At 52.1% G+C, this 22,528-nt stretch carries 22 protein-coding genes; 8 read left to right on the top strand and 14 right to left on the bottom strand.

What is annotated here, in order from left to right; all coding sequences use genetic code 11:
• The 4 genes from AB7C91_RS08035 to AB7C91_RS08050 form a co-directional block, all read left to right on the top strand.
• On the top strand, positions 1 to 504 hold a 504-nt coding region (locus AB7C91_RS08035; protein ID WP_428590446.1), incomplete at its 5' end, for a hypothetical protein.
• A 118-nt stretch (positions 505 to 622) separates the two neighbouring features.
• Positions 623 to 1,402 carry a DeoR/GlpR family DNA-binding transcription regulator gene (locus tag AB7C91_RS08040; protein WP_332446065.1) on the top strand — a complete coding sequence of 260 codons (780 nt, stop codon included), beginning with the start codon at positions 623 to 625 and terminating at the stop codon, positions 1,400 to 1,402.
• Positions 1,403 to 1,419: 17 nt separating this feature from the next.
• Entirely contained in the window at positions 1,420 to 2,562 is a 1,143-nt protein-coding gene (locus AB7C91_RS08045) for an Ldh family oxidoreductase (RefSeq protein WP_428590449.1), read from the top strand.
• 19 nt (positions 2,563 to 2,581) lie between these two features.
• On the top strand, positions 2,582 to 3,871 hold the full coding sequence (locus tag AB7C91_RS08050) for a malic enzyme-like NAD(P)-binding protein (protein ID WP_428590452.1): 1,290 nt from the start codon (positions 2,582 to 2,584) through the stop codon (positions 3,869 to 3,871).
• 46 nt (positions 3,872 to 3,917) lie between these two features.
• On the opposite strand, the gene AB7C91_RS08055 is transcribed toward AB7C91_RS08050, so the two are convergent.
• From AB7C91_RS08055 to AB7C91_RS08090, 8 genes are all read right to left on the bottom strand, one after another.
• Positions 3,918 to 5,714: a hypothetical protein gene (locus AB7C91_RS08055; RefSeq protein WP_332446068.1), complete on the bottom strand. Its 1,797-nt coding sequence runs from the start codon at positions 5,712 to 5,714 to the stop codon at positions 3,918 to 3,920.
• A gap of 9 nt (positions 5,715 to 5,723) precedes the next feature.
• The gene (locus AB7C91_RS08060; RefSeq protein WP_332446069.1) at positions 5,724 to 6,863 is read right to left on the bottom strand and encodes an aminotransferase class I/II-fold pyridoxal phosphate-dependent enzyme; all 1,140 of its coding nucleotides are present in this window, start codon (positions 6,861 to 6,863) and stop codon (positions 5,724 to 5,726) included.
• Positions 6,864 to 6,875: 12 nt separating this feature from the next.
• A complete protein-coding gene (locus AB7C91_RS08065; RefSeq protein ID WP_428590455.1) occupies positions 6,876 to 8,114 on the bottom strand; it encodes an alpha-L-fucosidase in 1,239 nt (412 codons plus the stop codon).
• 26 nt (positions 8,115 to 8,140) lie between these two features.
• Entirely contained in the window at positions 8,141 to 8,836 is a 696-nt protein-coding gene (locus AB7C91_RS08070) for a FadR/GntR family transcriptional regulator (RefSeq protein WP_332446071.1), read from the bottom strand.
• A 7-nt stretch (positions 8,837 to 8,843) separates the two neighbouring features.
• Complete coding sequence (locus tag AB7C91_RS08075) at positions 8,844 to 9,689, bottom strand: carbohydrate ABC transporter permease (RefSeq protein ID WP_428590458.1); 846 nt, start codon at positions 9,687 to 9,689, stop codon at positions 8,844 to 8,846.
• On the bottom strand, positions 9,689 to 10,582 hold the full coding sequence (locus AB7C91_RS08080) for a sugar ABC transporter permease (RefSeq protein ID WP_332446073.1): 894 nt from the start codon (positions 10,580 to 10,582) through the stop codon (positions 9,689 to 9,691). The genes AB7C91_RS08075 and AB7C91_RS08080 overlap by 1 nt, the downstream gene beginning before the upstream one ends.
• Before the next feature lie 164 nt (positions 10,583 to 10,746).
• Positions 10,747 to 12,087 (bottom strand): ABC transporter substrate-binding protein, encoded by a 1,341-nt coding sequence (locus AB7C91_RS08085; RefSeq protein WP_428590461.1) that lies wholly within the window; start codon positions 12,085 to 12,087, stop codon positions 10,747 to 10,749.
• Between the two features lie 263 nt (positions 12,088 to 12,350).
• A complete protein-coding gene (locus tag AB7C91_RS08090; RefSeq protein ID WP_332446075.1) occupies positions 12,351 to 12,950 on the bottom strand; it encodes a DUF6657 family protein in 600 nt (199 codons plus the stop codon).
• Between the two features lie 81 nt (positions 12,951 to 13,031).
• Between AB7C91_RS08090 and AB7C91_RS08095 the strand changes: the two genes are divergently transcribed.
• From AB7C91_RS08095 to AB7C91_RS08105, 3 genes are read left to right on the top strand one after another with little or no spacing between them, the layout of a single operon-like run.
• Positions 13,032 to 13,685, top strand: coding sequence for a trimeric intracellular cation channel family protein (locus AB7C91_RS08095; RefSeq protein ID WP_332446076.1), 654 nt, complete (start codon positions 13,032 to 13,034; stop codon positions 13,683 to 13,685).
• A gap of 14 nt (positions 13,686 to 13,699) precedes the next feature.
• Entirely contained in the window at positions 13,700 to 14,884 is a 1,185-nt protein-coding gene (locus tag AB7C91_RS08100; RefSeq protein ID WP_332446077.1) for an alanyl-tRNA editing protein, read from the top strand.
• Positions 14,881 to 15,507: a YqaA family protein gene (locus tag AB7C91_RS08105; protein ID WP_332446078.1), complete on the top strand. Its 627-nt coding sequence runs from the start codon at positions 14,881 to 14,883 to the stop codon at positions 15,505 to 15,507. The genes AB7C91_RS08100 and AB7C91_RS08105 overlap by 4 nt, the downstream gene beginning before the upstream one ends.
• On the opposite strand, the gene purB is transcribed toward AB7C91_RS08105, so the two are convergent.
• Positions 15,482 to 16,900 carry an adenylosuccinate lyase gene (purB, locus tag AB7C91_RS08110; RefSeq protein ID WP_332446079.1) on the bottom strand — a complete coding sequence of 473 codons (1,419 nt, stop codon included), beginning with the start codon at positions 16,898 to 16,900 and terminating at the stop codon, positions 15,482 to 15,484. The genes AB7C91_RS08105 and purB overlap by 26 nt on opposite strands.
• A 46-nt stretch (positions 16,901 to 16,946) precedes the next feature.
• Complete coding sequence (locus AB7C91_RS08115) at positions 16,947 to 18,035, bottom strand: extracellular solute-binding protein (RefSeq protein WP_332446080.1); 1,089 nt, start codon at positions 18,033 to 18,035, stop codon at positions 16,947 to 16,949.
• Between the two features lie 317 nt (positions 18,036 to 18,352).
• Here AB7C91_RS08115 and AB7C91_RS08120 point away from each other — a divergent pair, with 317 nt between their 5' ends.
• Positions 18,353 to 19,177 carry a histidinol-phosphatase gene (locus tag AB7C91_RS08120; protein WP_332446081.1) on the top strand — a complete coding sequence of 275 codons (825 nt, stop codon included), beginning with the start codon at positions 18,353 to 18,355 and terminating at the stop codon, positions 19,175 to 19,177.
• 43 nt (positions 19,178 to 19,220) lie between these two features.
• Here AB7C91_RS08120 and AB7C91_RS08125 read toward each other — a convergent pair whose 3' ends face one another.
• Genes AB7C91_RS08125 through AB7C91_RS08140 form a run of 4 tightly spaced genes read right to left on the bottom strand, consistent with a single transcriptional unit; the run spans position 19,221 to position 22,502 of the window.
• Entirely contained in the window at positions 19,221 to 20,117 is an 897-nt protein-coding gene (locus AB7C91_RS08125) for a glycine betaine ABC transporter substrate-binding protein (protein WP_428590469.1), read from the bottom strand.
• 23 nt (positions 20,118 to 20,140) lie between these two features.
• Positions 20,141 to 20,740: an ABC transporter permease gene (locus AB7C91_RS08130; RefSeq protein ID WP_332446083.1), complete on the bottom strand. Its 600-nt coding sequence runs from the start codon at positions 20,738 to 20,740 to the stop codon at positions 20,141 to 20,143.
• Positions 20,737 to 21,378, bottom strand: coding sequence for an ABC transporter permease (locus tag AB7C91_RS08135; RefSeq protein ID WP_332446084.1), 642 nt, complete (start codon positions 21,376 to 21,378; stop codon positions 20,737 to 20,739). The genes AB7C91_RS08130 and AB7C91_RS08135 overlap by 4 nt, the downstream gene beginning before the upstream one ends.
• Positions 21,375 to 22,502 carry an ABC transporter ATP-binding protein gene (locus AB7C91_RS08140; RefSeq protein WP_332446085.1) on the bottom strand — a complete coding sequence of 376 codons (1,128 nt, stop codon included), beginning with the start codon at positions 22,500 to 22,502 and terminating at the stop codon, positions 21,375 to 21,377. Before AB7C91_RS08140 ends, AB7C91_RS08135 begins: the two co-directional genes overlap by 4 nt.
• Between the last annotated feature and the right edge of the window lie 26 nt (positions 22,503 to 22,528).

Raw genomic sequence — 22,528 nt, forward strand, 5'->3', positions numbered from 1 at the left:
TCCCTGGCTTTCGACGCCTTGCAGCCGTCCGAACAAAGTCTTGGAGCCGATGTCTCCTTGTTCCTGTTTCCTGGGAATTCACCGATCGGCTTTGCTTCCCGCTTCTCCTCTTCCTTCTCACTTTCCGTATCTCCGGCGTTTTCCCGCCTGGCATTCTTTGTCGCGCCGGCCTTCAGAGAAGTCCTTGCCGGGGGCATTGAGGGATACTTCCTGCTGGGGCCGTCCTACACGGAATACCAGACGGTCGAAGCAGTAGCTTCGGTGACACAGGACTTCGGCATTGGAGCCGATGTAGGCGTGCGTTTTCGCCTTTCCAATGCAGAGTATTTCGATTTTGCCTTGGTGGTAGGTGTCTTCGGCGAAGCAAGCTACCTGCATCTGATAGACGGGGTGCGACAGGATGATTGGCCGATGCATGTAGTCCCTTATCTGGGATTTTCCTTTGGCTCCTGGTATTTCCATCCACCTTTCGTCCTTTATCAGCCGTACTATACCTTCTCTTGATCGTTGCTTGGAAAGAAAGCGGACAAAGAGGAGCCTTTTTCGTTGACATTTGAACGTTTATGATTGTATTATGGGGATGTAACGGGTAAAAGATACAAAAACATTCAAGGAAGTGTTCATGTCAATCATTCCGGCAAGCAGACAGCATTATATTCTCTCCTTGATTCAACAGGAGGGGACGGTCAATGTGGCCGCTCTTGCCGAAACACTTTCGGTCAGTGATCTGACCATACGCCGCGATCTGGATCAGCTTGCCAAGAAGGGGTTGGTCGAGCGTACCCATGGCGGTGCTACGATCAGGCGCAATCTTCCGATCGAACCCGATTACCTGCAGAAGGCAGGGGAATTTCCCCAACAGAAAGCAAGCATCGCAACCAAGGTTGCTGCCATGGTGGAAGAGGGAGACACGCTGTATGTCAACAGTGGCTCCACCACCTTCGAGGTGATTCGTTCCATCGTTGCACTCCAAAAGAAAGTCACCATCGTCACCAACAATATTGATGCCGTGTATGCCTGCAAGGACAGCGAGCAGATTCGGTTGATTCTTGCCGGCGGAGTCTACCGGACCCGAAGCCATTCGGTTTCCGGTTCGCTTTCATCAGCTCTGTTTGAACGAATCTATGCCAACAAGGCGATCATCGGGGTGGATGGCTTTTCCGCCCTTGCCGGACTTACCACCCCCATTCTCGAGGAGGCGGAGACCACCCGGGCCATGATCGAGCATACCGTGGGTACGGTCATTGTCGTGGCTGCCTGCAACAAGATCGGGGTGGTGTCAAACTTCCGGACAGTCGGTCTGGATCAGGTGGATGTTTTGGTCACTGATGAAAAGGGTGGGGATATTGTCAAGCAAATGGAGATCCCTGAGGGTCTCGAAATCATAATAGCAACACAGTAGGTTAGGAGGAATGCCGAATGAAGTATTTGGATGAGTATGCCCAACATTACACAGATTGTGCATGGGTGCCGTTTGAGGATTTGGAAGCGTTCATGGTGGAAGCTCTGCAGCATGCGGGAATTCCCACCGAAGATGCAAAGATCATTGGTGATGTTCTGATCGAGAGCGACAAGCGCGGTATCGACAGTCATGGAATTGGGAGACTGAAGCCGATCTACATCGACAGGATCGACATCGGCATCATGAACCCGGTTACCGAGCTTGAAATCGTCAAGGACCAGAATGCGACTGCAGTCATCGATGCCCATAACGGAATGGGACATGTGGCTGGGTACAAGGCCATGGAAATGGCTATTGAAAAGGCGAAGAAGTATGGTATGGGAATGGTGGTCGTCCGCAATTCCAATCACTATGGCATCGCAGGTTATTATGCCACCATGGCGACCAAGGCCGGAATGCTCGGTATCACCGGGACCAACGCCCGTCCTTCCATAGCACCCACCCATGGGGTGGAGAATATGCTTGGAACCAACCCGCTGACTTTCGGATTTCCCACCGATGAGGAATTCCCCTTCGTTCTGGACTGCGCAACCAGCGTCACCCAGCGGGGAAAGATCGAGGTGTACGGCAGAGCCGGAAAGGATCTCCCTGAGGGCTGGGTCATCGACCATGAGGGAAAGAACAGGACCGATACGCAGCAGGTGCTCGCAGATCTGACCACCGGCAAGGCTGCACTGACGCCGCTTGGAGGCATCGGGGAGGTAACCGGCGGATACAAGGGATACGGGTATGCAACGGTGGTTGAGATTCTGTCCGCTGCGCTACAGGACGGTTCCTGGATGAAGGCGCTCAACGGATTCGATGAGAACCACAAGCCGATCCCGTATCCACTCGGGCATTTCTTCATCGCCATCGATCCCGAACATTTCATGGGGCTTTCCACGTTCAAGTTCATCGCCGGCAGCATCTGCCGAGAGCTGAGAGCCAGCATGAAGGCACCGGGCGAAGACTACATCTTCACCGCTGGAGAGAAGGAATACCTCGCCTATCAGTTCCGCAAGGAACATGGTTGCCCGGTTCCCCCTTCCCTGCAGAAGGTCATGGTTACGCTGCGTGACCGATTCAAGATGGATTATCACTGGGATTTCGAGCAGAAATAAGGAAAGGAGCTTCAAGAATATGCAAGACGATTTGACCAAGCGCGCGCTTGAGTATCACATGATGGACGGGGTTCCCGGCAAGGTATCGGTAGTACCGTCAAAACCCTGTCAGACTGCCGATGAACTCGGTCTTGCCTACACCCCTGGTGTTGCAAAACCGGTTCTGGCGATTGCGGACAATCCTGAGGATGCATACAAGTATACCTCCAAGGGTAATCTGGTTGCCGTCATCTCCAACGGTACCGCCATTCTCGGTCTTGGGAATCGGGGAGCTTTGGCCGGCAAGCCGGTCATGGAAGGAAAGGGCGTATTGTTCAAGAGATTCGCCGACATTGATGTATTCGACATCGAGTTGGATGAGAAGGATCCGGATAAGATCATCGCCATGGTGAAGGCGATGAGCCCCACCTTCGGCGGGGTGAATCTTGAGGATATCAAGGGGCCGGAATGCTTCAAGATCGAACAGGAGTTGATCAAGCAGTGTGATATCCCCATCTTCCATGACGATCAGCATGGGACCGCCATCATCGCCACCGCCGGTTTGATGAACAGCTGTGAGATCGTGGGTAAGAAGCTTTCCGATATCAAGGTTGTCGTCAACGGTGCCGGCGCCGCCGGTATTTCCTGCGGCAAGATGTTCATCGCAGCCGGCGTCAAGCGGGAGAACGTCATCATGTGCGACAGCAAGGGTGTCATCTACCAAGGTCGTACAGCCGGGATGACGAAGGAGAAAGAGGAGTTTGCCACCGACAAGCCTGCACGGACCTTGGCAGAGGCACTGGTGGGTGCCGATGTCTTGATGGGGCTTTCCGTCGCTGACTGCGTTACTCCGGAGATGCTGCTTTCCATGGCAAAGGACCCGGTGGTCTTCGCCATGTCCAATCCGAACCCGGAGATTGACTATGCATTGGCAAAGGCGACCCGTGAGGACTTGATCATGGCAACCGGCAGAAGCGATTACCCGAACCAGATCAACAACGTGCTCGGGTTCCCCTTCATTTTCCGCGGTGCATTGGATGTCCGTTCCCGGATCATCAGCGAAGGGATGAAGATGGCCGCCGCCAAAGCGCTTGCTGCATTGGCGAAGGAGCCGGTTCCCGCAACGGTGGAGAAGGCGTACGGCGGGCAGAAGTTCAGCTTCGGCCGCAACTACATTGTTCCCAAACCGTTCGACCCCCGTGTCATCGAATGGGAAGCTGTCGCTGTGGCGAAGGCTGCCTGTGAAGAAGGCCTTGCCCAGAAACCCATCACCGACTGGGATGCGTATCGCGCTACCTTGGTCAAGCGGATGGAAAAGTACTGGAACTAGAACCTTGTTTGTACAGTTTTGAACCTATGCAGTTGAAGGCCGCCTGTCAGGTGGCCTTCACTGCATGAATCTGCGTCAATTCCACCTTCCTCACCTCCCCTGTTCCCTCATGAATTGCAAATAGCAGTGAACCGTTGCTGGGAAAATCCAACTGGAGTGGATAGGAACGGGTAGGGGAGAAGAATGTTGCTTGTATTACATATGGCTGCATCTGCGAAGCATATCCATATGCCAAAGGGTAGCGGAGATTTCGCATCTGCGGGTGTGCGATGAACAGATGATAGGTATCGTCCTGCTGCCTGCACCAGAAATCGAGGGGGATCTCGCTTTGCAATACAGGTCTGGGGTACTTTGCTGATGCATTGGACAGCTGCTTGGCCAATTTGGCATACCCGGCATGCTTGATCGTACCTGGTTCCTTTAGTTCGGTGGGTACAAGCAGAGGGGCCCCCAATTCGGCCAGTTCAGCCAACCGCTGGACGGTCGAGAACAAGAGGAATTTTGCCGGGCAATAGAGAACGCCGAGGTCGCACCCCTGGTACCACAACTTGCCATCGAGAACGGTAACCTCAGATAGCCATTGGGAAGAGAACCAAAGAGGACGATAGGGCAGCAATTCATCGGGTATATCCAATTCCTGAAGCTCCCACCAATATTGGCTGCTCGGCTTTCTCAGATGTTCCGGCAACTCATCGTCCATCCATTGGTCTTCCAATGGCAAAAGGATAGTAAGACGCGAGACCGTTTGTCCTTGCATCAGAACTTGAGAAATGGCTTGCAAGTAAGCATTGAATGAGGTGAAATCGGGTGCCAACGAGCTGTCTGGACTTACCTCCACGGTAGCATAAAATGATTGTTGCTTGGAGGGCATACCATGCCAGACTACGCGATTTACCCCCCAGGCGAACTGGGCATCGGCAACACAACGAAGGTCCTCAACCCGTTCCTGTTTCAGATACGGTGGCGAAGCAGGGCTGGGTACCCACCCGTAGATGCATGAGAAGCTTTCGCTCGAAACCATTGGTTTCTGATGAAATGTGGCAGCGGAGGCGGCCAATAACGCAAACTTCGGGTCGAAGAGAAGCGTTTCCGATTCGGGAATGTCAGACAGTGCATAGGCTGCAAGAATATCGGTAGGGGCGCCATGGCATTGGACACGGCTGGCTGCTCCCAGTTGGTGGCAGATTTCTGAGTAGGGCCGGTAGAAATGATCGAGAACACGATTGCTGATCAAGTGCCGATAATCGAAGCGTTGGTCTGCAGTGGCGTTGTGTGGATCATATGCATAGCCGAATTGCGCAACGAATTGCTCCTGAAATCCTGAGAAGCCTAGATTATGGGGGTCAACTTCCCAGGAATCGCAGAAGAATGCACAGGCATGCTGTTGCGCGAACCGACGAAAGCCATGATCGGCAAGATACTGTGCATACCACCTAAGAGCCTGCTCATCCAGATGATCGAGGACTCCGGCTTCATGCTTGTCATACCGTGACTCCCAACTGCGGTTCACCGTCTGGTTGCTGAATCCCCCAATCCTCTTGCTGCGATACTGCTGGGGAATGAAGGTACCGCAGAACGGCCAAAGCGTACCGAAGGTGAGGTCGCACCCAAGGTTTCTTTGGGCACACGCTTGCTGGGTGTAAGCGATGCATGCTTGGAATGCATCATCGAGAAAGCGTGGGCCTTCGTCAGGCTTTGACTCTGGCTGGGGGTACACCCAAGCCAACTCAACCCCGCCGAACCCATGTTCCTGAAGCCAGTCAAGCTGCTCGTTGATATCCTTGGTGTTGATAGGGCCGGAAAACCACCACCATCGTACATACGGTCTGGCATCGGTATCCATCGGAGCTTCCTATAACCGTGCAAATGCTTGGCCCAGGTCCCCAAGCAACGACTGGGTTTCCTCCAGACCTATGTGCAGACGCAACACGGAAGGATCGCCGTCCTTGGTTGCAAGCGGAGGGAATACCAAACTCTCGTATCCACCCCAGCTTACCCCTATCCTGAACATCTTCAAGGAATCGATGGCCGACTCTATCTTCGAGCGGTCGGTACACTTCAACCGTAGGGAGAGTAGTCCTGATCCCCCCTTCATCTGCGAAGAGGCGAGCGCGTAGGAAGGACTCTTTGGGTGCATGGGATAGAACACTTGTTCCACGGCCGGATGATCATATAAAAAGTCGCACACTTGCAGCGCACTCTGATAATGGTAAGGCATTCGCACCGCAAGGGTACGCATACCCCGTTGGATCAACCAAGCTTGGAATGGATCGGGAACATGCCCGATCGGAAGGAATTCTGTACGGAAAATATGGTCTATCAACGCTTTGCTTCCGATTACCACTCCCCCGATGATATCGCTGTGACCTCCCAGGTACTTCGACGCGGAATGCACTACCAGATCAATGCCGAAGGACAAAGGATTCTGGTACAACGGGGTTGCCCAGGTGTTGTCGACGATGGTGGTGATATGGTGTCGCTTTGCCAATGTTGCCAGTTTCGGTAAATCCAACACCTGCAGGTACAACGTTCCCGGACTTTCCAGATACAAAACCTTCGTATTGGGCTGTATGGCGTCCTCAACCTCTTGCAGGTTGGTGGCATCCACAAAGGTAACGGTAACCCCGAATCGTTTCAAATAGGTGCCGCTGATGTATTTCGCCCAGGTGTAGGCATTGGCCGAGCAAACGATATGATCACCATGGCTGACACAACTGAGAATGCTGCTGGCAATGGCGGCAACTCCGGCGGAAAGCAGCTTTGCAGCCTCTCCTCCTTCGAGGGCGGCGATTCTCTGCTCCACATATTCTACCGTAGGATTGTTTCCCCGAGAGTACAAATGCGTTGATCGTTCGTCCTGTAATGCCGTGCGCAGTGCATCGACGCTCGGGAAAGTGAACAATGATGTCTGATACAACGGGGCCGCAACCGGCCGTTCTTCTGCCAGAAATGAATAGGAATCGTTGGTAATGATGTCAGCTGCATATTTCATGATCTTATTCCTTCAGCCCTTGATGGGCTCGAATACTACAAAATCTTCTGCAATTTCCACACAGACAACCTGATCGATCTCTCCCTTTTGACGGGGTGGGAGGTTGATCAACCAGCTGCTGTCGCCTTCACAGGTGGTACGCTCTTTCAACGTCAGTTCCAGCCCATCGGAAAGACGATAGCAACGAAGTGGCTTGTTGGCAATGTTCAACAGATAGGCACGATCCATCTCCTCAAAAATATGGATGAAGAGCCTGCCTTGCTTTGCGGTGAAAAATCCCCACTCGATATCGTATGGATAAAGTGGCAGCGCACGGGTTTCATAGATGCTCTGCCCGTTTTTCCGCATGAACGAGCCGATGGACTCTAGAACACGAATGCTTTCCTCGGGAATGCTGCCGTCACCTCGTGGGCCGATATTCAACAGATAGTTGCCACCTCTGCTTACGATCTTGACCAAGGAACGAAGGAGTTGCTTGGGGGTTTTCCATTGCGAATCGAAGGCATTGTATCCCCAGGTGCTGTTGATGGTTGCCGGAACCTCGAAGGGGCCGGGATAGGGCAAAGAAGGTATGAAATTATCCCCGGTGGTCATGTAATCACCCAGTCCGTTGCCGATCCTGCCGCTGATCAAGCAATCAGGCTGGAGGCGTTTTACCAACTTCTTGATACGTTCAGACTGCTCCTGGGTCATATACATGGGAGTATCGAGCCAAAGCAACCCGATTTTCCCGTATTTCGTCAACAGCTCGGTTATCTGGGGGAGGCACTTGTTCTGGAAATACCGTTCGAAATCTTTCCCTTCCGGGCCGAAGCCGTCCCGGCAGGCGTCGCTGTCATCCCAATCCTGTGCCTGGGAATAATACAGTCCAAACATCAGATCATGCCGGTCGCAAGCGTCCTTGAGTTCACGTACGAAATCGCGATGAGAAGCAGTCTTTGCACTGGTATAGGAACTGAAATCGGAGTCAAACAGGGAAAATCCCTCATGATGTTTGCTGGTGAATACGATATAACGCATCCCCGCCTGCTTGGCCAGTTGAACAAGCAGGTCCGCATTGAAGGCTTTTCCGTGGAAACGGGAAGCGAGCTGCCGATATTCATCTTTCGGGATATCAAGATCATGCATAATCCATTCTGCAATATTTTCCGTACGCCTGCCTTGATATTCGCCGGCGAGCAGAGCATACAACCCCCAGTGGATGAACAGTCCGAATTTCCCGTCCGTCCACCATGCTTGTGGTGTCCCCATGTTGGTATCAACCTCTCTTTCTGATCTTATGTTTCCGTCAGACTATTCAATACTTCCAAGTCATAACGATAGATATATTCATGCGCCGCAATGGCATAACTTGCCTGACGTTGTTCAAGGGCGGTAACAATGTCCCGGTGGAAGGGGATGGTTCGAACCCAGATATCGGATACATTGCCCAGAATATTGGTGAAACTGTTCAATGAGTCGATCAAGGAAAGCACCAATTGGGTAAGCGTGGAACTGCCGCCGCATTCCAGCAAAGCTATGTGGAATTGTCTGTCCACTTCAACGGAAAACTTGCCTTCATCGGCCATCGCGCACAACCGGTCGGCCAATACTTTCAGGTGGGCAATCTGTTCATCCGTAGCACAGTCCACTGCTCTTCGGATGGCCAATTGTTCGATGCAGATCTTGATCTCCAGCAGATCCTGATAGTTGACCCGCATCAACTTGAGTTGAATGGAATCGGCGGTCACTTCCCGTTTGACGAACGCGCCCTTGCCGACCATCCGCTCAATGATCCCTTTCTCCTCAAGTTGACACAGCCCCTGACGGACCGAATTCCGGCCGACTGCCAGCTCCTGGGCCAACTGCCGTTCCCCCGGAAGCTTGTCCCCGATCTTCAAGCCGCTGCGGTAAATGTAGCTGATCAAGGCATCCGTCACCTTTTCATGGATCAAATCCTTTGCAATCGGTTTGATGGGTTTCTCGCTGTTCATAGTCAGGTCACTCCTTGACGGCTCCTGCCGTCAATCCTTCAACCACGAATTTTTGCATGAATGCAAACATGATGGCAGTGGGCAGCAGGGCGCATACACCTCCGGCCATCAGGACGCCCCATTTGACATCATATTTACCGATCAGCGACTTCAATCCTACCGGGACGGTCCATAGGTTGGAGGTGTTGATGAATATTGTACCAGCAATCAATTCATTCCATGCACCAATAAATGCAAAAACAAAGACGGCGACGATTCCGGGGAACATAACCGGCAGGACGATGCGTACCAGACTCTTCATCTTGGAACAACCATCGACATATGCCGCTTCCTCCAGGGTATAGGGAATTCGTTCAAAGAAACTGCGCATGGTAATGACACAAAACGGAAGATTGGAAATCAGGTAGAAGAAGAACAGGCTCAAACGGGTGTTGATCATGCCCAGCTTGGAAAAGATGACATACAAAGGAATGATTACCAGAATCCCCGGTATCATCTGGGTAACCAGAAAGAAGAGGAGCATCATGTCCTTCCCGCGGAAGGTATATCGTGCCAGTCCATACCCTCCCAGGATTGCGAGCATGGTAATGCACAGCCCCGTGCTGACCGATACGATGAGACTGTTCAGCAGCATCTGTCTGTAATCGTACAACTGGAAGAGTTGTACATAGTTTTCGGAAGTTACCTCATGAGGGTAATAGGTGATTTGCTGTGCATTGATGATCTCTGCATTCGTCTTGAAGGAGGTGACGGCCATCCAATACATGGGCATGATCACCAGAAGCAGGAAGAAAAGCAGAATGAGTGTTCTTCCGAGATTCCCCATGTGTCGTTGCATTCGGTAGGTTTTCATCAGAAGTTCCCCGCTTTGTTGTAATTGGTTGCTTTCAGGAAGACGGAAACATACAACACCAAGGTCACCATCAACAATACGCCCAGTGCTGAAGCAAGTCCGAAATCATAACTTGAGAACGCTTTGGTATACATGTAGGACGGCAGGGTCTGCGAGTAATTCGCCGGTCCCCCGTTCGTAATGACTACGATGAGATCGAAGGAATTGAAGATCCAGATCGTCCTGAGCAGAATCGTTACGATCACCGTTGGTTTGATATACGGCAATGTGATCTGGAAGAAACGCCGAAACGGGCCGCATCCGTCGATATGGGATGCCTCATACACATCTGCAGGAATCGATTGGAGTGCAGCGAGGATCATGATCGCAAAGAAGGGGATGCCCATCCAGATCATAGCCATGATCACTACCGCCAAGGAATATCCCGGCGTTCCGAGCCAAGCAATTTTCTCCCCGATTACCGAAAATCTGAGCAAGAGGTCGTTGACCACCCCATATTCTCCATTGAAGGACCAACGATGCATCAACCCGATCACGAAGGCAGAGAATGACCAAGGAAGGAAGACCAGGGCCTGATACAATCCGCGGAAGGGGAATTGCTTGTTCAATGCCATGGCAAGCGTCATCCCGAGTAGGAACTGCCCTGCAACTGATATGATGACATAGAGAAATGAATTGCGAATGATAAGGGAAATATCCGTTTCCGAGAAGAGCTTTGTAAAATTGGCCAAGCCATTGTAATGGATCTTACCTGGTGCGGTAAGCTTGTAATTCTGAAATGCCATAATGAAGCTGTTGATCAACGGATATCCGAACATCAACAGCAACAAGAGCAGGGTGGGGAGCATGAAAAGATAGGGTTCCGCTTTCCTTTTTGCCGCAAGGTTTCGCATGGTAGTTGTATGCTGATGTTTCGTATGATTTCTGATGAAGGCGATACCCAAGGCGCAAACAAGAGCAACACCAAGCAAATATAGAACCAAAATTCCCATAATCCTCATCCTCTCCAAAATGCCCGACACTGCAGGTTCCCCTGCAGTACCGGGTGATTGTTTTGTTACATCAAACCCTTCGGCTGCTCCACTTCAGACCCCGGATTCTCTGCAAGATACGCTTTCATGCGCTTCTCCAGTTCCTTCACCACATTGAACAAGGAAGTCTGGGCGGACTGCTTGCCCAACAAGTACTTCTGCATCTCCTCATGCATCATTCCCTGGTGCATATCGGTGTAGTTGAACGGGCCGAATGCCACGGGAACCACCATTGCAGGGTCATTGAGCTGTTGCACGAACGCGGCATACGGGCCGTTCGGTCCGTAATACGGATCATTTCCGACCGCTGTCTTGATGGGGATCAATCCGGTCAGCTTGCAATACTCAATATTATTGTCCGGTCTGGTAAGGAATTCAATCAGCTTCCATGCTGCATCCTTGTTTTTTGAGGAGGAGGAAATGGAGTATGCATACGGGGAGTTGACCGTATTGTAAATCTTTCCATCCTTGTCACTCTTGGGCATCGGCATGACCATCCATTGATCATCCTGCATGTTGGCAAGACACGTGGCAGCAACTTCACTGTCATTGATCAGCGTGCCGGTGAGGCCGCCGCAGAAGTTGTCCACCATCTCGACGAATCCCCAGTTGATCGCATCTTTGGGAGCGCATCCATCAAGATACAGACCCATCCACTTCTTGTATGCATCGACCGCTTCTTGGTTGGCGAACAACGTGGACCCGTCAGGAGCGTATGCGGAACCACCATGCAGGCTTTCCAGATAGACGAACAGAGGATCGAATGCTCCGCGGGAACCACGGAAAGACGTTCCATAATGGTTCTTTGCCGGATCGGTGAGTTTGTAGACAGCATCGAAATATTCGGCATACGTCCAGCCTTTCTTCGGGTCCAGCTGCAAGCCGGCATCCTTCGCCCAATCCTTGCGAACGAATACGCCCTTGACCATCATGCCATCGGGAATGGTGTAGATATTGCCGTACAGTTCTTTCTCGGCTTTCCAAACCAATTGGGTTACGGTCGATGCATATTCACTGGTGGTATTGCCGATGTAATCGGAAAGAGGAACCACCCATCCGGCTTCGGTGAACTGACCGAGCCAACCGGCCCATGTGGTCATGACATCAGGCAACTGATTGGATGCTCCAAGAACCGTGAGTTTGTTTGCCGCATCATCCCAGGGAACACTCTCGTACACAACCGAAATTCCAGTTTCCTGTTTGAATTTCTCAAAGGTCTTGGTGAAATACTCCTGACGCGTCGGACTGGGAGATACATCGATGAACCGAAGCGGCTCGTTCTGCTTTTCTGCAGACGGGGCTGCAACCAGTGTCGTCATGACTGCCATGAGTGTACATACCATGAACAACTTCAACTTACCTTTCATATAACCCTCCTTTGGCTATACGTTCCCTGCATACGGGATCCGCGATGGACGTATAAAATGGTCTAAAAAAGAACCACTATTGGCTATATAATTTGTATAATCGGAATAAATCAAGCTAAATTGGTTCTAAAGAAGAACCACTTAACCTTATCCTATCATATCTTTTCTTACTGTCAATGAAAAAAAGAGGCAATTTATGTATGAAACCAACACCAAAAAAAGAGCCTGCCGGGAAGGCAGGCTGTACAACTTGACGGGGAAGGTCATGCAATACCAAGCATTTCCTTGATCTGTTCCTTTGCTTGGCCAAGGATATTGGCATATTGCTCATCGAGCTGGGAAAGTTGTTTGTCAAGCAACTTCATGAACTCAGGATCTTGTTCCGGTCTCAGCGTGAAATTCGGGCCGTATTGCTGTCTGAGCTGGGCTTCCTTCTGCTGGAGGTGCGGCGCGAACTGCTGCTTCATCCGTTCCACCAAATCATCCTGGTTTTGCAGGTATTGGGAGAAGAACCCCTCCAACTGACCGAGCAGTTCAGAGAGTTGCTCATTTCCGGATCCAAGGATGAGCCCAAGATCGATGACCTTGGCAAACGAATCCTTGAACATCTTGTTTCTTGGAAGTGCAAGATTGGACAGAAGGGTAAGGACCATGCCTTCCTTCACTGCTTCCTTGGCCTGTCCTTGGTAGGATGCATACTTCTGCTCTGTTACTTCCTTGGTAGCATCTATATCATTGAGGAATGTTGCAGCCAACTGCCTTCCTTCCTTGACCTTCAGGTCCCGCTTGATCTTCTCCGGGTCGGCTTGGAGTGCTTCGGTTTTCTCCAGTGCCAATTCCCATGCAGATTTGATTATCGCCATAGCTAACTCCTCGTGACGTTACCAAAGATAGTATATCTTACCGTCTTGGACAAGTCTTGCTTTTGGTGATAGGCTCGATGCATGGGAATCGAACAAACCATCATCTATAGCTTCGACCTCTTCGGGACCTTCATCTTTGCCATAACCGGTGCGGTGAAGGGAGTTCGCTGCAAGTTGGACATCCTGGGGGTGGTCGTCTTCGCCTGTACGGTCGGCTGCGGAGGCGGTATGCTGCGCGACATGCTGCTGGGTGCCACACCGGTCGCAGCCCTGACCAACAGCGCCTATATCCTCATCTGCGTGGGAACCGGTCTGGCCGTTTTCTTCCTTGCCCCGAAATTTGTCGGTAAGTGGAGGGTCATCCTGTTCGCCGATTCACTGGGATTGGGCGTATTCACCGCCCTGGGGGTTGCCAAAGGAGCCATGTTCGGCATAGGCCCGGTAGGCCAGCTCATGTGCGGGGTTTTTTCGGCTGTCGGAGGAGGAGTGGTCCGGGATATCATGAGCCGCTCGGTACCTACCGTACTGACCAGCGATTTCTATGCAACCGCTTCCTTGATCGGGGGCTTGGCGTATCTTGGGTTGGAGTTTACCCCGCTGGGACTCTTCGGCAAATTCATCGTCGTGAGTCTCTTGGTTTTCATCATCCGGCTCATCGCCATCAAATATCGGTTTCATCTACCGGTTGCAGACACTGCACTTCCGGTGGATGATTATCTGACCATGCAAGACTAGAACGGAAGGTTTTCATGCATTCACGACCCATGTATTACGAGCAACCCTATCTCCAGAGCCTTGAGGCGACCGTTGTCTCCATCACCGATGCAGGCGTAATCCTCGACAAGACCATCTGCTATCCTGAGGGTGGTGGACAGAGCGGGGACATCGGTTTTCTCGGGTCCTCTGTACTGGAAGACACCACCAAGGATCATGAAGGGACGATCTATCACCATGTGACGGATCCCGGTTTTGCCGAAGGCGATACCGTGACGATCACCTTGGATTGGGGACACCGGTATCAATTCATGCAGATGCATACCGCCCAGCATATTGCCAGCGGTCTCTTGTATTCCCACTTCGGCATTGGTACGACCAGCGTGCACCAAGGCCAGGAAATCATGACCATCGAGACCGATGCAAGTCACATCCCCCTTGAAACCTGCTACGCATTGGAAGACCTGGTCAATGCTGCAGTGTTGGAAGCACATCCAATACGCTATGAAGTCCATACCCAAGCTTCCGCCCAATCCTTGGATCTGAGGCGGTCGATCAAGGTGGAAGGTGATGGTGTGCGGTTGGTGATCATTGAAGGCGTGGATACTATTGCCTGTGGAGGCCTCCATGTCGCCAATACCCGGGAAGTCCAACTGTTCCACTACCAAGGCCAGGAAAAGATGCGTGGTCATATTCGCCTGCTTTTCACTGTCGCCGATGCTGCAAGAAAGGCGATCAGGAAAGCCGAGCAGGTGGGAGAGGAATTGGGAGTGATGTTCTCCTCTCCGCTTGACACCTTGTCTGAAACAGCATTCCAAGCACTGGCAGCTGCAGGTCGCGACAAAGCTGCCTTGCAGAAAGCCCGTCAGACGATTGCCTCGCTTCTGCTGTCGCAGAAGGTGGAAAAAGCTGACCCGATCTCAGGCATCCCGCTGGTACTCTGGCTTGTTGGGGAGGAGCTTGCACTCAAGGAAATCGGGCAGGCGGTCACCGAATATCAGGATCTGGCACTCTGTGCCGTCAAACAGGACGGGGAGCGGGTTATGTGGTTGGTCGCGCTGCAAGGGAAGGGGGCATCCTTGGTGGACTTCTCCCGCATCAAATCATCCCTGCTTGAACCCATCCAAGGTAAGGGAGGGGGACGCCCTCCCCTCTACCAGGGATCGGGAAGCGGGGATGGGCTCACCCTGCTCGATTCCTTTGCGAGGCTGGTGCGATGAAGCTCAGGCAATGGCTGCAGGTCCTCTTCTCCAAGGAAACCTATCTGAAGGAAGATGGAACATTGAACGTGCGAAAGCTGCTCTTTCGGACCCTGCTTGCCATGGTGTGCATCTTTTCCTTGTATTTCATCGCTTTTCAGTATTACAAAAGTCTGGGGCTGGACAAGAATGCACTCATCCAGCAGTTCATCGACAACTTCGGCATATTCGGAGTTGCCCTGTATGTCTATCTGGTTGACTTGGTCGTAGCCCCGTTGTCGGTGGATTTCATCTGGCCTTTCGTGATGCATTGGCCTCCGTTGCAGGCGATTTTCGTCATGGGCACGGCTTCCGTAGCCGGTGCTTTCACTGCATACCTGTTCGGAAGGCTGGTCGGCCTGATCCCGATGTTCCGCCATTGGGTGCTCAAGCAGTCGGGAACCCATACCCAGCAGCTCATCACCCGCTACGGATTGTGGGCCATTGTGATCAGCGGCCTCACCCCCTTGCCGTTTTCCACCATCTGCATCGTAGCGGGCATTCTGGAACTCAAAGCTCCCTATGTGTTGGCTGCCTCGACGATCCGATACGCTCGGATGGGATTGTACTATCTGATCTTCAGCGGCTTGCTTGGTATTGCTTGATCACACTTCTTGCCTGATCGGCAACCCTGCGGGTTCGCTCGGCACTGTCGCCGATGTAGTGACGGGCATCCAAGGTGGCAAGGATTTCTTCCTTGTTCAGGTAGGAGCGCACCACCTGATCATCGCTGAGCATGTCGGCAAGGGTATTGGGTTTCCCCGCCTGTACCTCAGCCCATGCCTTGAGGCTGTGCTCCCTGATCAGTTCATGCATCTCCTGTCGGTTCGCTCCCTGCTTTCCCAGCTCCATCAAGAGTCGTTCACTTGCGGCAAAGATACCGTAGGCATCCAGGTTGCGTGCAATACCAGCCTTATGGATCTGCATTCCTTTCACCACGTTCACCGCGGTGCCCAGAATCTCGTCACACGCCAGGAATACATCGGGCAGGACCAAACGACGGTTGGCACTGTCGTCGAGGGTACGCTCGAGGAGGGTGGAAGCTGCATTCTGCCACAGGACGCCGACCTGGCTTTCCACATAGCGGCACAGGCTGTCGATCTTTTCACTGTTGATTGGATTGCGCTTGAACGGCATGGCCGACGAGCCGACTTGCTTCGCTCCGAACGGTTCACTCCATTCGCCGATCGGAGGACTCTGCAACAGCCTGAAGTCGATGAAGAACTTGTAAAGTGTGCAGCACAAGGATGACAGCGTACTGCCGACTTTGAGATCCTGCTTGCGGCTGTAGACCTGGGTGGCCGCCGTATAGCAGGGGAGTCCCAACTCCTGCATGACGCGATCTTCCAAGGCTTTGGCACTCAGATTTGTACCCTTGAGCAATTCGGTATAACTTGCGCTGGTTCCCACCGCGCCCTTCATTCCTTTGCCTCTGATCGTCATACGCACCCGAAGCAAATCCTCCAGGTCTTCCTTCAGATCCTGGGCGGTCTGGGCAAACCGATATCCGACGGTGGTGGGCTCGGCTGGTTGGATATGGGTGAAAGCCATACAGGGGAACTCGGCGTACGCCTCCATCTTCTCCACGAAGACCTTGAGCAGTTCGACGGTCCGGTCGATGACCAAGGTCAAGGCTTCCTTTAGCCTGATTGCATCCATATTGTCCAGGATGTCCATGCTGGTGGCTCCGAGGTGAATGATCGGAGCGGCAAGCGGGCACTGCTCTGCATACGTTTTGATTTCGGCCATCAAGTCATGATGGATTTCCGCTTCAATCTGCATGGCCCGTTCGATGTCAACGTCATTTTGATGGGCTTTCAACTGGGAAAGCTGGTCGGTTGTTACCAGACCAGCTTCCATTTCAGCGGTGGCCAATGCCACCCAGACGTTTCTGAGGAGTCTGCGCTTGTGCTCTTCACTGAAGATGGAACGCATCTCATCTGTCGCATAGCGCCACGTAAAGGGGGAAATGTAGGTGTCATGGGTAAAGCTTTGCATTCAGTCCTCCGCTTACCCATGACTCTACCGTGTTCGTCCGATTCTTTCAATCTACGTAACGGATGGTCTCCCATGCCTTGTTGTACATCTCCAGGTTCGATCCCAGATCTTCCTTCAATTCATAGTTGGTCAGCATGTCGACCGTGTAGAAGGGCTTGGTGGTCCGATACTTCTCTGCTTCGGTATTCACCGAGGCGGGGAAGTGGAAGCGATCGAGGAATTGGGCATAGTTCTCCGGCTTATGGATGTAGTTGATGAATTCCAAAGCCAGATCGTAGTTGCGTGCTCCCTTGGGAATACACATCGAGTCAATGTACATCGGGCCGCCTTGCTGGGGGAGGAAGAAATCGACATTGTCCCACTGCTGTTGGGGAAGTTCCTCGAAAATGGCTTCTGCATATCCATGGGAAACCCAATATTCCCCGCTGGCAAACGCCTTGGCGAATCCTTCCGCATCGAACTTCACCAAGTTCGGCTTCCACTTGTCATTAACGAGTTTGCGTGCCTGTTCCAACTGGGCCGGATCGGTAGAGTTGACCGAATACCCAAGGTACGCCAGGGCGTCTCCGAGAACCTCACGCATGTCGTCCATCATGACCATGCGGCCCTTGTAGCGGGTGTCCGCAAAGATGTTCCACGTCTTTTCGTACGAGCTGACCATTTGCTTGTTCACTGCAATGCCACTTGCTCCCATATAGTAGGGGACCGAATACTCCATGGTCGGATCGTAGGTGGCCTTGGACAATACCAGCGGGGTGATGTACTGCAGGTTGGGCATCTTCGAGGTGTCGATCTTCTCCAGCATGCCCAGGCTCTTCATGATCGAGACATAGTCTCCCGAAGGGAAGACGATGTCGTATCCGGCATCGCCGCTGGCCATCAGCTTGGCGAACATTTCTTCATTGGAAGCGAAGTAATCCAGAACGACGTCCACCCCATATTCCTTTTCGAATGATTCGATGACCGAGTCGGGAGTATAGTAGGACCAGTTGTACACATACAGCTTCTTGCTGCCGGTGGTATTCTTCGAACTCTCCTCGGTGTTCGTGCTTTTGGAGCAACCGAAGAAGAGCAGGCTGGCAGCTAGGACCAGGAACAGAGAAAGGATGAAGTGCTTGGTGGTAGGTTTGCGCATGGGCTAAACCTCCTGTTGTGATGATGTCTGCCCGTCCAGGTCAACATACGCCATTCCCTGGATCGGTGATAGCTGTGAAGCCTTGTCGATGCAAGGCCCGTTTGAGGATTCTAGGCTGGAGTGGAAAGGAGAAGATAGAATGGGAAGGTCGTTGATCGGCGCATCGGCATCTCCTGTAAAGTCAGCCCCATAATTGGGTATTTCCCCCCTTCAGTCAATTACTTGGGAGTGAATTTTCTCAAATTGGCCAGATTTTTTTCCCCTTCCCGGGTGTTGCACAATTCTTTGATATCCCCGATACTTGCTCACAAACTATCATGGATACGCACACCTATCATCAGGAGGCAGTAAACCTCCATACCCATAGCTTTTATTGCGGTCACGGAATCGGGACGATCGAGGACTATTGGAAGGAAGCTGAGAATAAAAATCTCGGCCTTCTGGGCTTCAGCGAGCATTGCCCTGTACCGGATGGCCGATGGCAGAGAAGCCGAATGCTGTTCGACCAGATGACCCAGTATGAACAGGACGTACAGAAAGCCAAAGCCCTGTCCCCTGCCTCGCTTACCATCCTCACCGGATATGAATGCGACTACCTCCCCGAATACCAAGGCTATTATGGAGAGGTGAAGGAACACGTCGATTACCTCATTTGTGCAATCCATGACCTGTCCTTCGACCTTGATGCTGAATATTCGGTGTTCTGGAATCGTTTGACCAAGGAAGATCTCTTTTCCTATACCGACCTCTACTGCAAAGCCCTTGAGTCGAAGTTGTTTCTTTTCGGAGCCCATCCGGACGTATTCGCCTACAATTACCATCGATGGGATGCTGAGGCCGAGGCGACCAGCCGCGCCATTCTTGACTGTGCCCACTCGATGGATGTGGCATTGGAGATTAACGCCAACGGTATGCGAAAGCGCAAGGTCATCACCGATGAAGGAGAGCGTTATTCCTATCCTATCAAGGAATTCTGGGAACTTGCCTCACAGTATGATGTCAAGATCGTCACCAACAGTGATGCCCATGCTCCTTCTGAATTGACCGACCGTAGTGCAGCTGCCAAGCTCTTTGCCTCAAGCTGCAATATATCCTTTGCTTCCTTTGTGCTCTCGGATACAGGAAAGCCGGTCATCCTTTGATGCCCGGCTTTGCCCGAATGTGTCATACAGTTGCATATTGCACCTAGAGCAGGTTTTGCGATTGTAAAAATTCCTTGGCGACCTGTTCCACCGCCTTGCCTTCGACATCAACCTGATAATTAAGCTCGGTCATGGTGGCGTCGTCGAGTTTTCCCTGCAGCAAATTCAGCACACCCTTCAGTTCAGGATGTTTCTCCAACACTTCCTTTCGGACGATCGGGGCGGCATAGTACGGGGGGAAGAAACCCTTGTCATCCTTCAGTACTTTCAGGTTGTATTGTTTGATGGGGCCGTCGGTGGCGAATGCATCGGTGACGTCCATATCGCCTTTGCCGATTGCCTGGTACTTGAGCGATGCGTTCAGTTTCATCGGTTCTCCCTTGAAGGAGAAGCCGTAGGTATCCACCAAGCCTTTGAAACCATCCTGTCGATCGAAGAATTCATGTTCTGCACCGAATACCAGGTCCTTTGCATAGGGGACCAGATCACTGAAGGTTTGTACCCCGTAGGTTTCATATACCTGAGGCGTGACTGCCAAGGTATAGGTATTGTTGAACCCGAGTGGATCGAGCCAGATGATGCCGAACTGCTTTTCGAATGCATCCTTGACTACTTGATAGGATGTATCCGGATCTTTGATCACATCCATTTTCAGATGGGCGGTCAGACCGGTACCGGTATATTCCGGATACACATCGATCTGTCCATTCTTGATCGCGTTGAAATTAACGAAGGTCCCCCCGAGATTGAGCTTCCGGACCACTTTCAGATCGGTATGGGCTTCCACCAGTTGGGAAAGCATTTCCCCGATGACGATGTTCTCCCCGAAATCCTTCGAGCCTATGGTAATCGTATCGTCCTTGGCACAACCTGTGAAGAACAGCAAGGCCAGTGTTGCCAGAATCAGGGCGAATACGGTTCGTTTCTTTTGTATGTTCATAGAATGTAACTCCTTGTAATGTATCAACGGGTATGTCTCATGAAGCGTTTTTCCGCTTTGGTCATCAACCAATCGAAGATCAGGGCGATGACCACTACCGGAATGGCCCCGATGAGGATCCGGTCCAGGTTTCTCTGCTGGATTCCCCGGTAAATGATGTAACCCAACCCACCTGAGCCGATAAGGACGCCCATGACGGCGATCGACAGGGAATTGACCAAGGCGACTTTCAGTCCGGAGAAGATCATGGGAATGGAGAGCGGTATCTCTACGTGTACCAATCGCTGGACCCTGCTCATTCCCATACCTCGGCTGGCATCGATGATGTGCGGCGGCAGTTGGGTCAATGAGGTGTAGGTGTTGCGTACGATGGGCAACAATGCATAGAGCACCAAGGCTATGCCCATGGTCACATCCCCGAGCCCGAAGACGATCATCAACAATGCCAACAATGCCAGCGAAGGGATGGTCTGGATCAGTTCCGCAACGCTGATGATCACCGAGCCGAGTCTGCGTCTCCAATAGGAGAGGACTCCCAGTGTGATGCCGAGCAGCGAAGCGAAGATCATGGAAACTCCGACGATCGCCAGATGTTCTGTTATGGCGCGCAGCAATTCGTTCATGCCTTCCTCCTCAGTCCCCTCGGCTTTATCACGTGTTGCAGCAGCGCAATGAGGCCGCTGAAGCCGAAGGCAAGTATGGCAGAGGGAATTGCTCCCGCAAGGATATATTGTGTATTGTAAGTAGCCAATCCAGTCCAGATCCAGTCTCCCAAGCCACCTGCACCGATCATTCCTGCAAGTGTCGCCCAACTGACGATATACACGGCTGATATCCTCACCCCACTTACGATGGAGGGAAGAGCCAGGGGAAGTTCAACCTTGAACAGGATCTGGCGTTTGGTCATTCCTATGCCTTTGGCGGCATCCTTGTATGCAGGAAGCACACCGATGATACCTGTATAGGTATTTCTCAGGATCGGGAGGATCGAGTAGAGGGTAAGCACTGCCAATGCAGGGACTGTTCCGATTCCCATCACGACCAAGGCGAAACCGAGCATCACCAGTCCGGGAATGGTCTGTACCGTTCCGGCGAAGGCGAGGACGATTGCAGCAGCCTTTGCATGGCGGGTCAATATGATGCCCAAAGGGAGTGCGATCAAGAGGCCGGCTGATACGGAGAAAAGGACAAGTGCGATATGCTGGCCAAGGCTCTGGAGCATAGCCATTTGGTTTTCTTGGAGAAATAGAAGGAAACTCATGCCGATAAATCCCCCCAGAGGGCTTCGCCCATGGCCTTGGCCGTACTGGTGCGCGTAATGATTCCGGCAACGGTTCGATCATCATTGAGTACCACGACATAGTTGGAGGAGGAGCTGAGCAGCTTGTCCAGCGCATCCTTCGCATCATCGTTTCGTCCCACGGTAAGGGTTTCGGTATTGATCAACTCGGTAATCTGTCGGCCGGCTTTGCCGCGTGCCTTGATATCCTCGATGGAAACGGTTCCCAGGTAGGTTTCATCGTCATCGATGACCACCAGACTGTTGATGTCCCGTTTGCTCATCAATTCGATCGAAGCGAGTGTCTTTGCATTTTTATAGACTTTGTACACCTTGGTCTTCATGAATTCCTGCGCACAAAGCGGGGCTGAAGGGGCGTCATTGAGCATATGCTTACCCATAAAACTCTTGATGACCGGGCTGGCCGGATGCTGGAGCATCTCCTCAGGGCTTGCCATCTGCACGATTTTCCCTTTGTCCATGAAGATGATGGTATCGGCAAGCCGAAGCGCCTCATCCATGTCATGCGTCACGAAGACGATCGTCTTCTTCAACTTCTTCTGGATACGTTTGATCTCTTCCTGCAGGGAATCGCGGGTCACCGGATCCAAGGCTCCGAAAGGTTCATCCATCAGGACAATGGGAGGGGAGGCGGCCAGTGCCCTGAGCACCCCTATTCTCTGTTGTTGGCCTCCCGAAAGTTCAGAGGGGTATTTGTGTGCATAGTGTTCATAGGGCATATCGACCAGGGCAAGCAGTTCCCTGACGATTCTGTTGCACTCTTCCTTGCCGTATTTCAATAATTTGGGAACAACACTGATGTTCTGTTCGACCGTCATGTTGGGAAATAGTCCGATCTGCTGGATGACATAGCCGATCTGACGGCGAAGTTGGACTGCATTCTGTTCGGTGACATCCTTGCCGTTGATGAAGACGGTTCCCGGTTTTGGATCGATCAAGCGATTGATGGTTCGTAGGGTGGTCGTCTTGCCGCATCCGCTCGGGCCGATGAGGATGACGAACTCTCCCGTATTGATCGTAAAGCTCAGGTCATGCAAGACGGTCGCCGACCCATAGCGTTTGGTGACATGTTTGAATTCTATCATGGTTCTCGATAACTCCTGTTGTATGG

It is taken from the genome of Sphaerochaeta sp., from assembly GCF_050256055.1.
Lineage (GTDB): Bacteria > Spirochaetota > Spirochaetia > Sphaerochaetales > Sphaerochaetaceae > Sphaerochaeta.

Coding starts and splice junctions, on each gene's coding strand:
- AB7C91_RS08040 (WP_332446065.1), top strand. CDS start 623: ATGTCAATCATTCCGGCAAGCAGACAGCATTATATTCTCTCCTTGATT.
- AB7C91_RS08045 (WP_428590449.1), top strand. CDS start 1,420: ATGAAGTATTTGGATGAGTATGCCCAACATTACACAGATTGTGCATGG.
- AB7C91_RS08050 (WP_428590452.1), top strand. CDS start 2,582: ATGCAAGACGATTTGACCAAGCGCGCGCTTGAGTATCACATGATGGAC.
- AB7C91_RS08055 (WP_332446068.1), bottom strand. CDS start 5,714: ATGGATACCGATGCCAGACCGTATGTACGATGGTGGTGGTTTTCCGGC.
- AB7C91_RS08060 (WP_332446069.1), bottom strand. CDS start 6,863: ATGAAATATGCAGCTGACATCATTACCAACGATTCCTATTCATTTCTG.
- AB7C91_RS08065 (WP_428590455.1), bottom strand. CDS start 8,114: ATGGGGACACCACAAGCATGGTGGACGGACGGGAAATTCGGACTGTTC.
- AB7C91_RS08070 (WP_332446071.1), bottom strand. CDS start 8,836: ATGAACAGCGAGAAACCCATCAAACCGATTGCAAAGGATTTGATCCAT.
- AB7C91_RS08075 (WP_428590458.1), bottom strand. CDS start 9,689: ATGAAAACCTACCGAATGCAACGACACATGGGGAATCTCGGAAGAACA.
- AB7C91_RS08080 (WP_332446073.1), bottom strand. CDS start 10,582: ATGCGAAACCTTGCGGCAAAAAGGAAAGCGGAACCCTATCTTTTCATG.
- AB7C91_RS08085 (WP_428590461.1), bottom strand. CDS start 12,087: ATGAAAGGTAAGTTGAAGTTGTTCATGGTATGTACACTCATGGCAGTC.
- AB7C91_RS08090 (WP_332446075.1), bottom strand. CDS start 12,950: ATGGCGATAATCAAATCTGCATGGGAATTGGCACTGGAGAAAACCGAA.
- AB7C91_RS08095 (WP_332446076.1), top strand. CDS start 13,032: ATGGGAATCGAACAAACCATCATCTATAGCTTCGACCTCTTCGGGACC.
- AB7C91_RS08100 (WP_332446077.1), top strand. CDS start 13,700: ATGCATTCACGACCCATGTATTACGAGCAACCCTATCTCCAGAGCCTT.
- AB7C91_RS08105 (WP_332446078.1), top strand. CDS start 14,881: ATGAAGCTCAGGCAATGGCTGCAGGTCCTCTTCTCCAAGGAAACCTAT.
- purB (WP_332446079.1), bottom strand. CDS start 16,900: ATGCAAAGCTTTACCCATGACACCTACATTTCCCCCTTTACGTGGCGC.
- AB7C91_RS08115 (WP_332446080.1), bottom strand. CDS start 18,035: ATGCGCAAACCTACCACCAAGCACTTCATCCTTTCTCTGTTCCTGGTC.
- AB7C91_RS08120 (WP_332446081.1), top strand. CDS start 18,353: ATGGATACGCACACCTATCATCAGGAGGCAGTAAACCTCCATACCCAT.
- AB7C91_RS08125 (WP_428590469.1), bottom strand. CDS start 20,117: ATGAACATACAAAAGAAACGAACCGTATTCGCCCTGATTCTGGCAACA.
- AB7C91_RS08130 (WP_332446083.1), bottom strand. CDS start 20,740: ATGAACGAATTGCTGCGCGCCATAACAGAACATCTGGCGATCGTCGGA.
- AB7C91_RS08135 (WP_332446084.1), bottom strand. CDS start 21,378: ATGAGTTTCCTTCTATTTCTCCAAGAAAACCAAATGGCTATGCTCCAG.
- AB7C91_RS08140 (WP_332446085.1), bottom strand. CDS start 22,502: ATGATAGAATTCAAACATGTCACCAAACGCTATGGGTCGGCGACCGTC.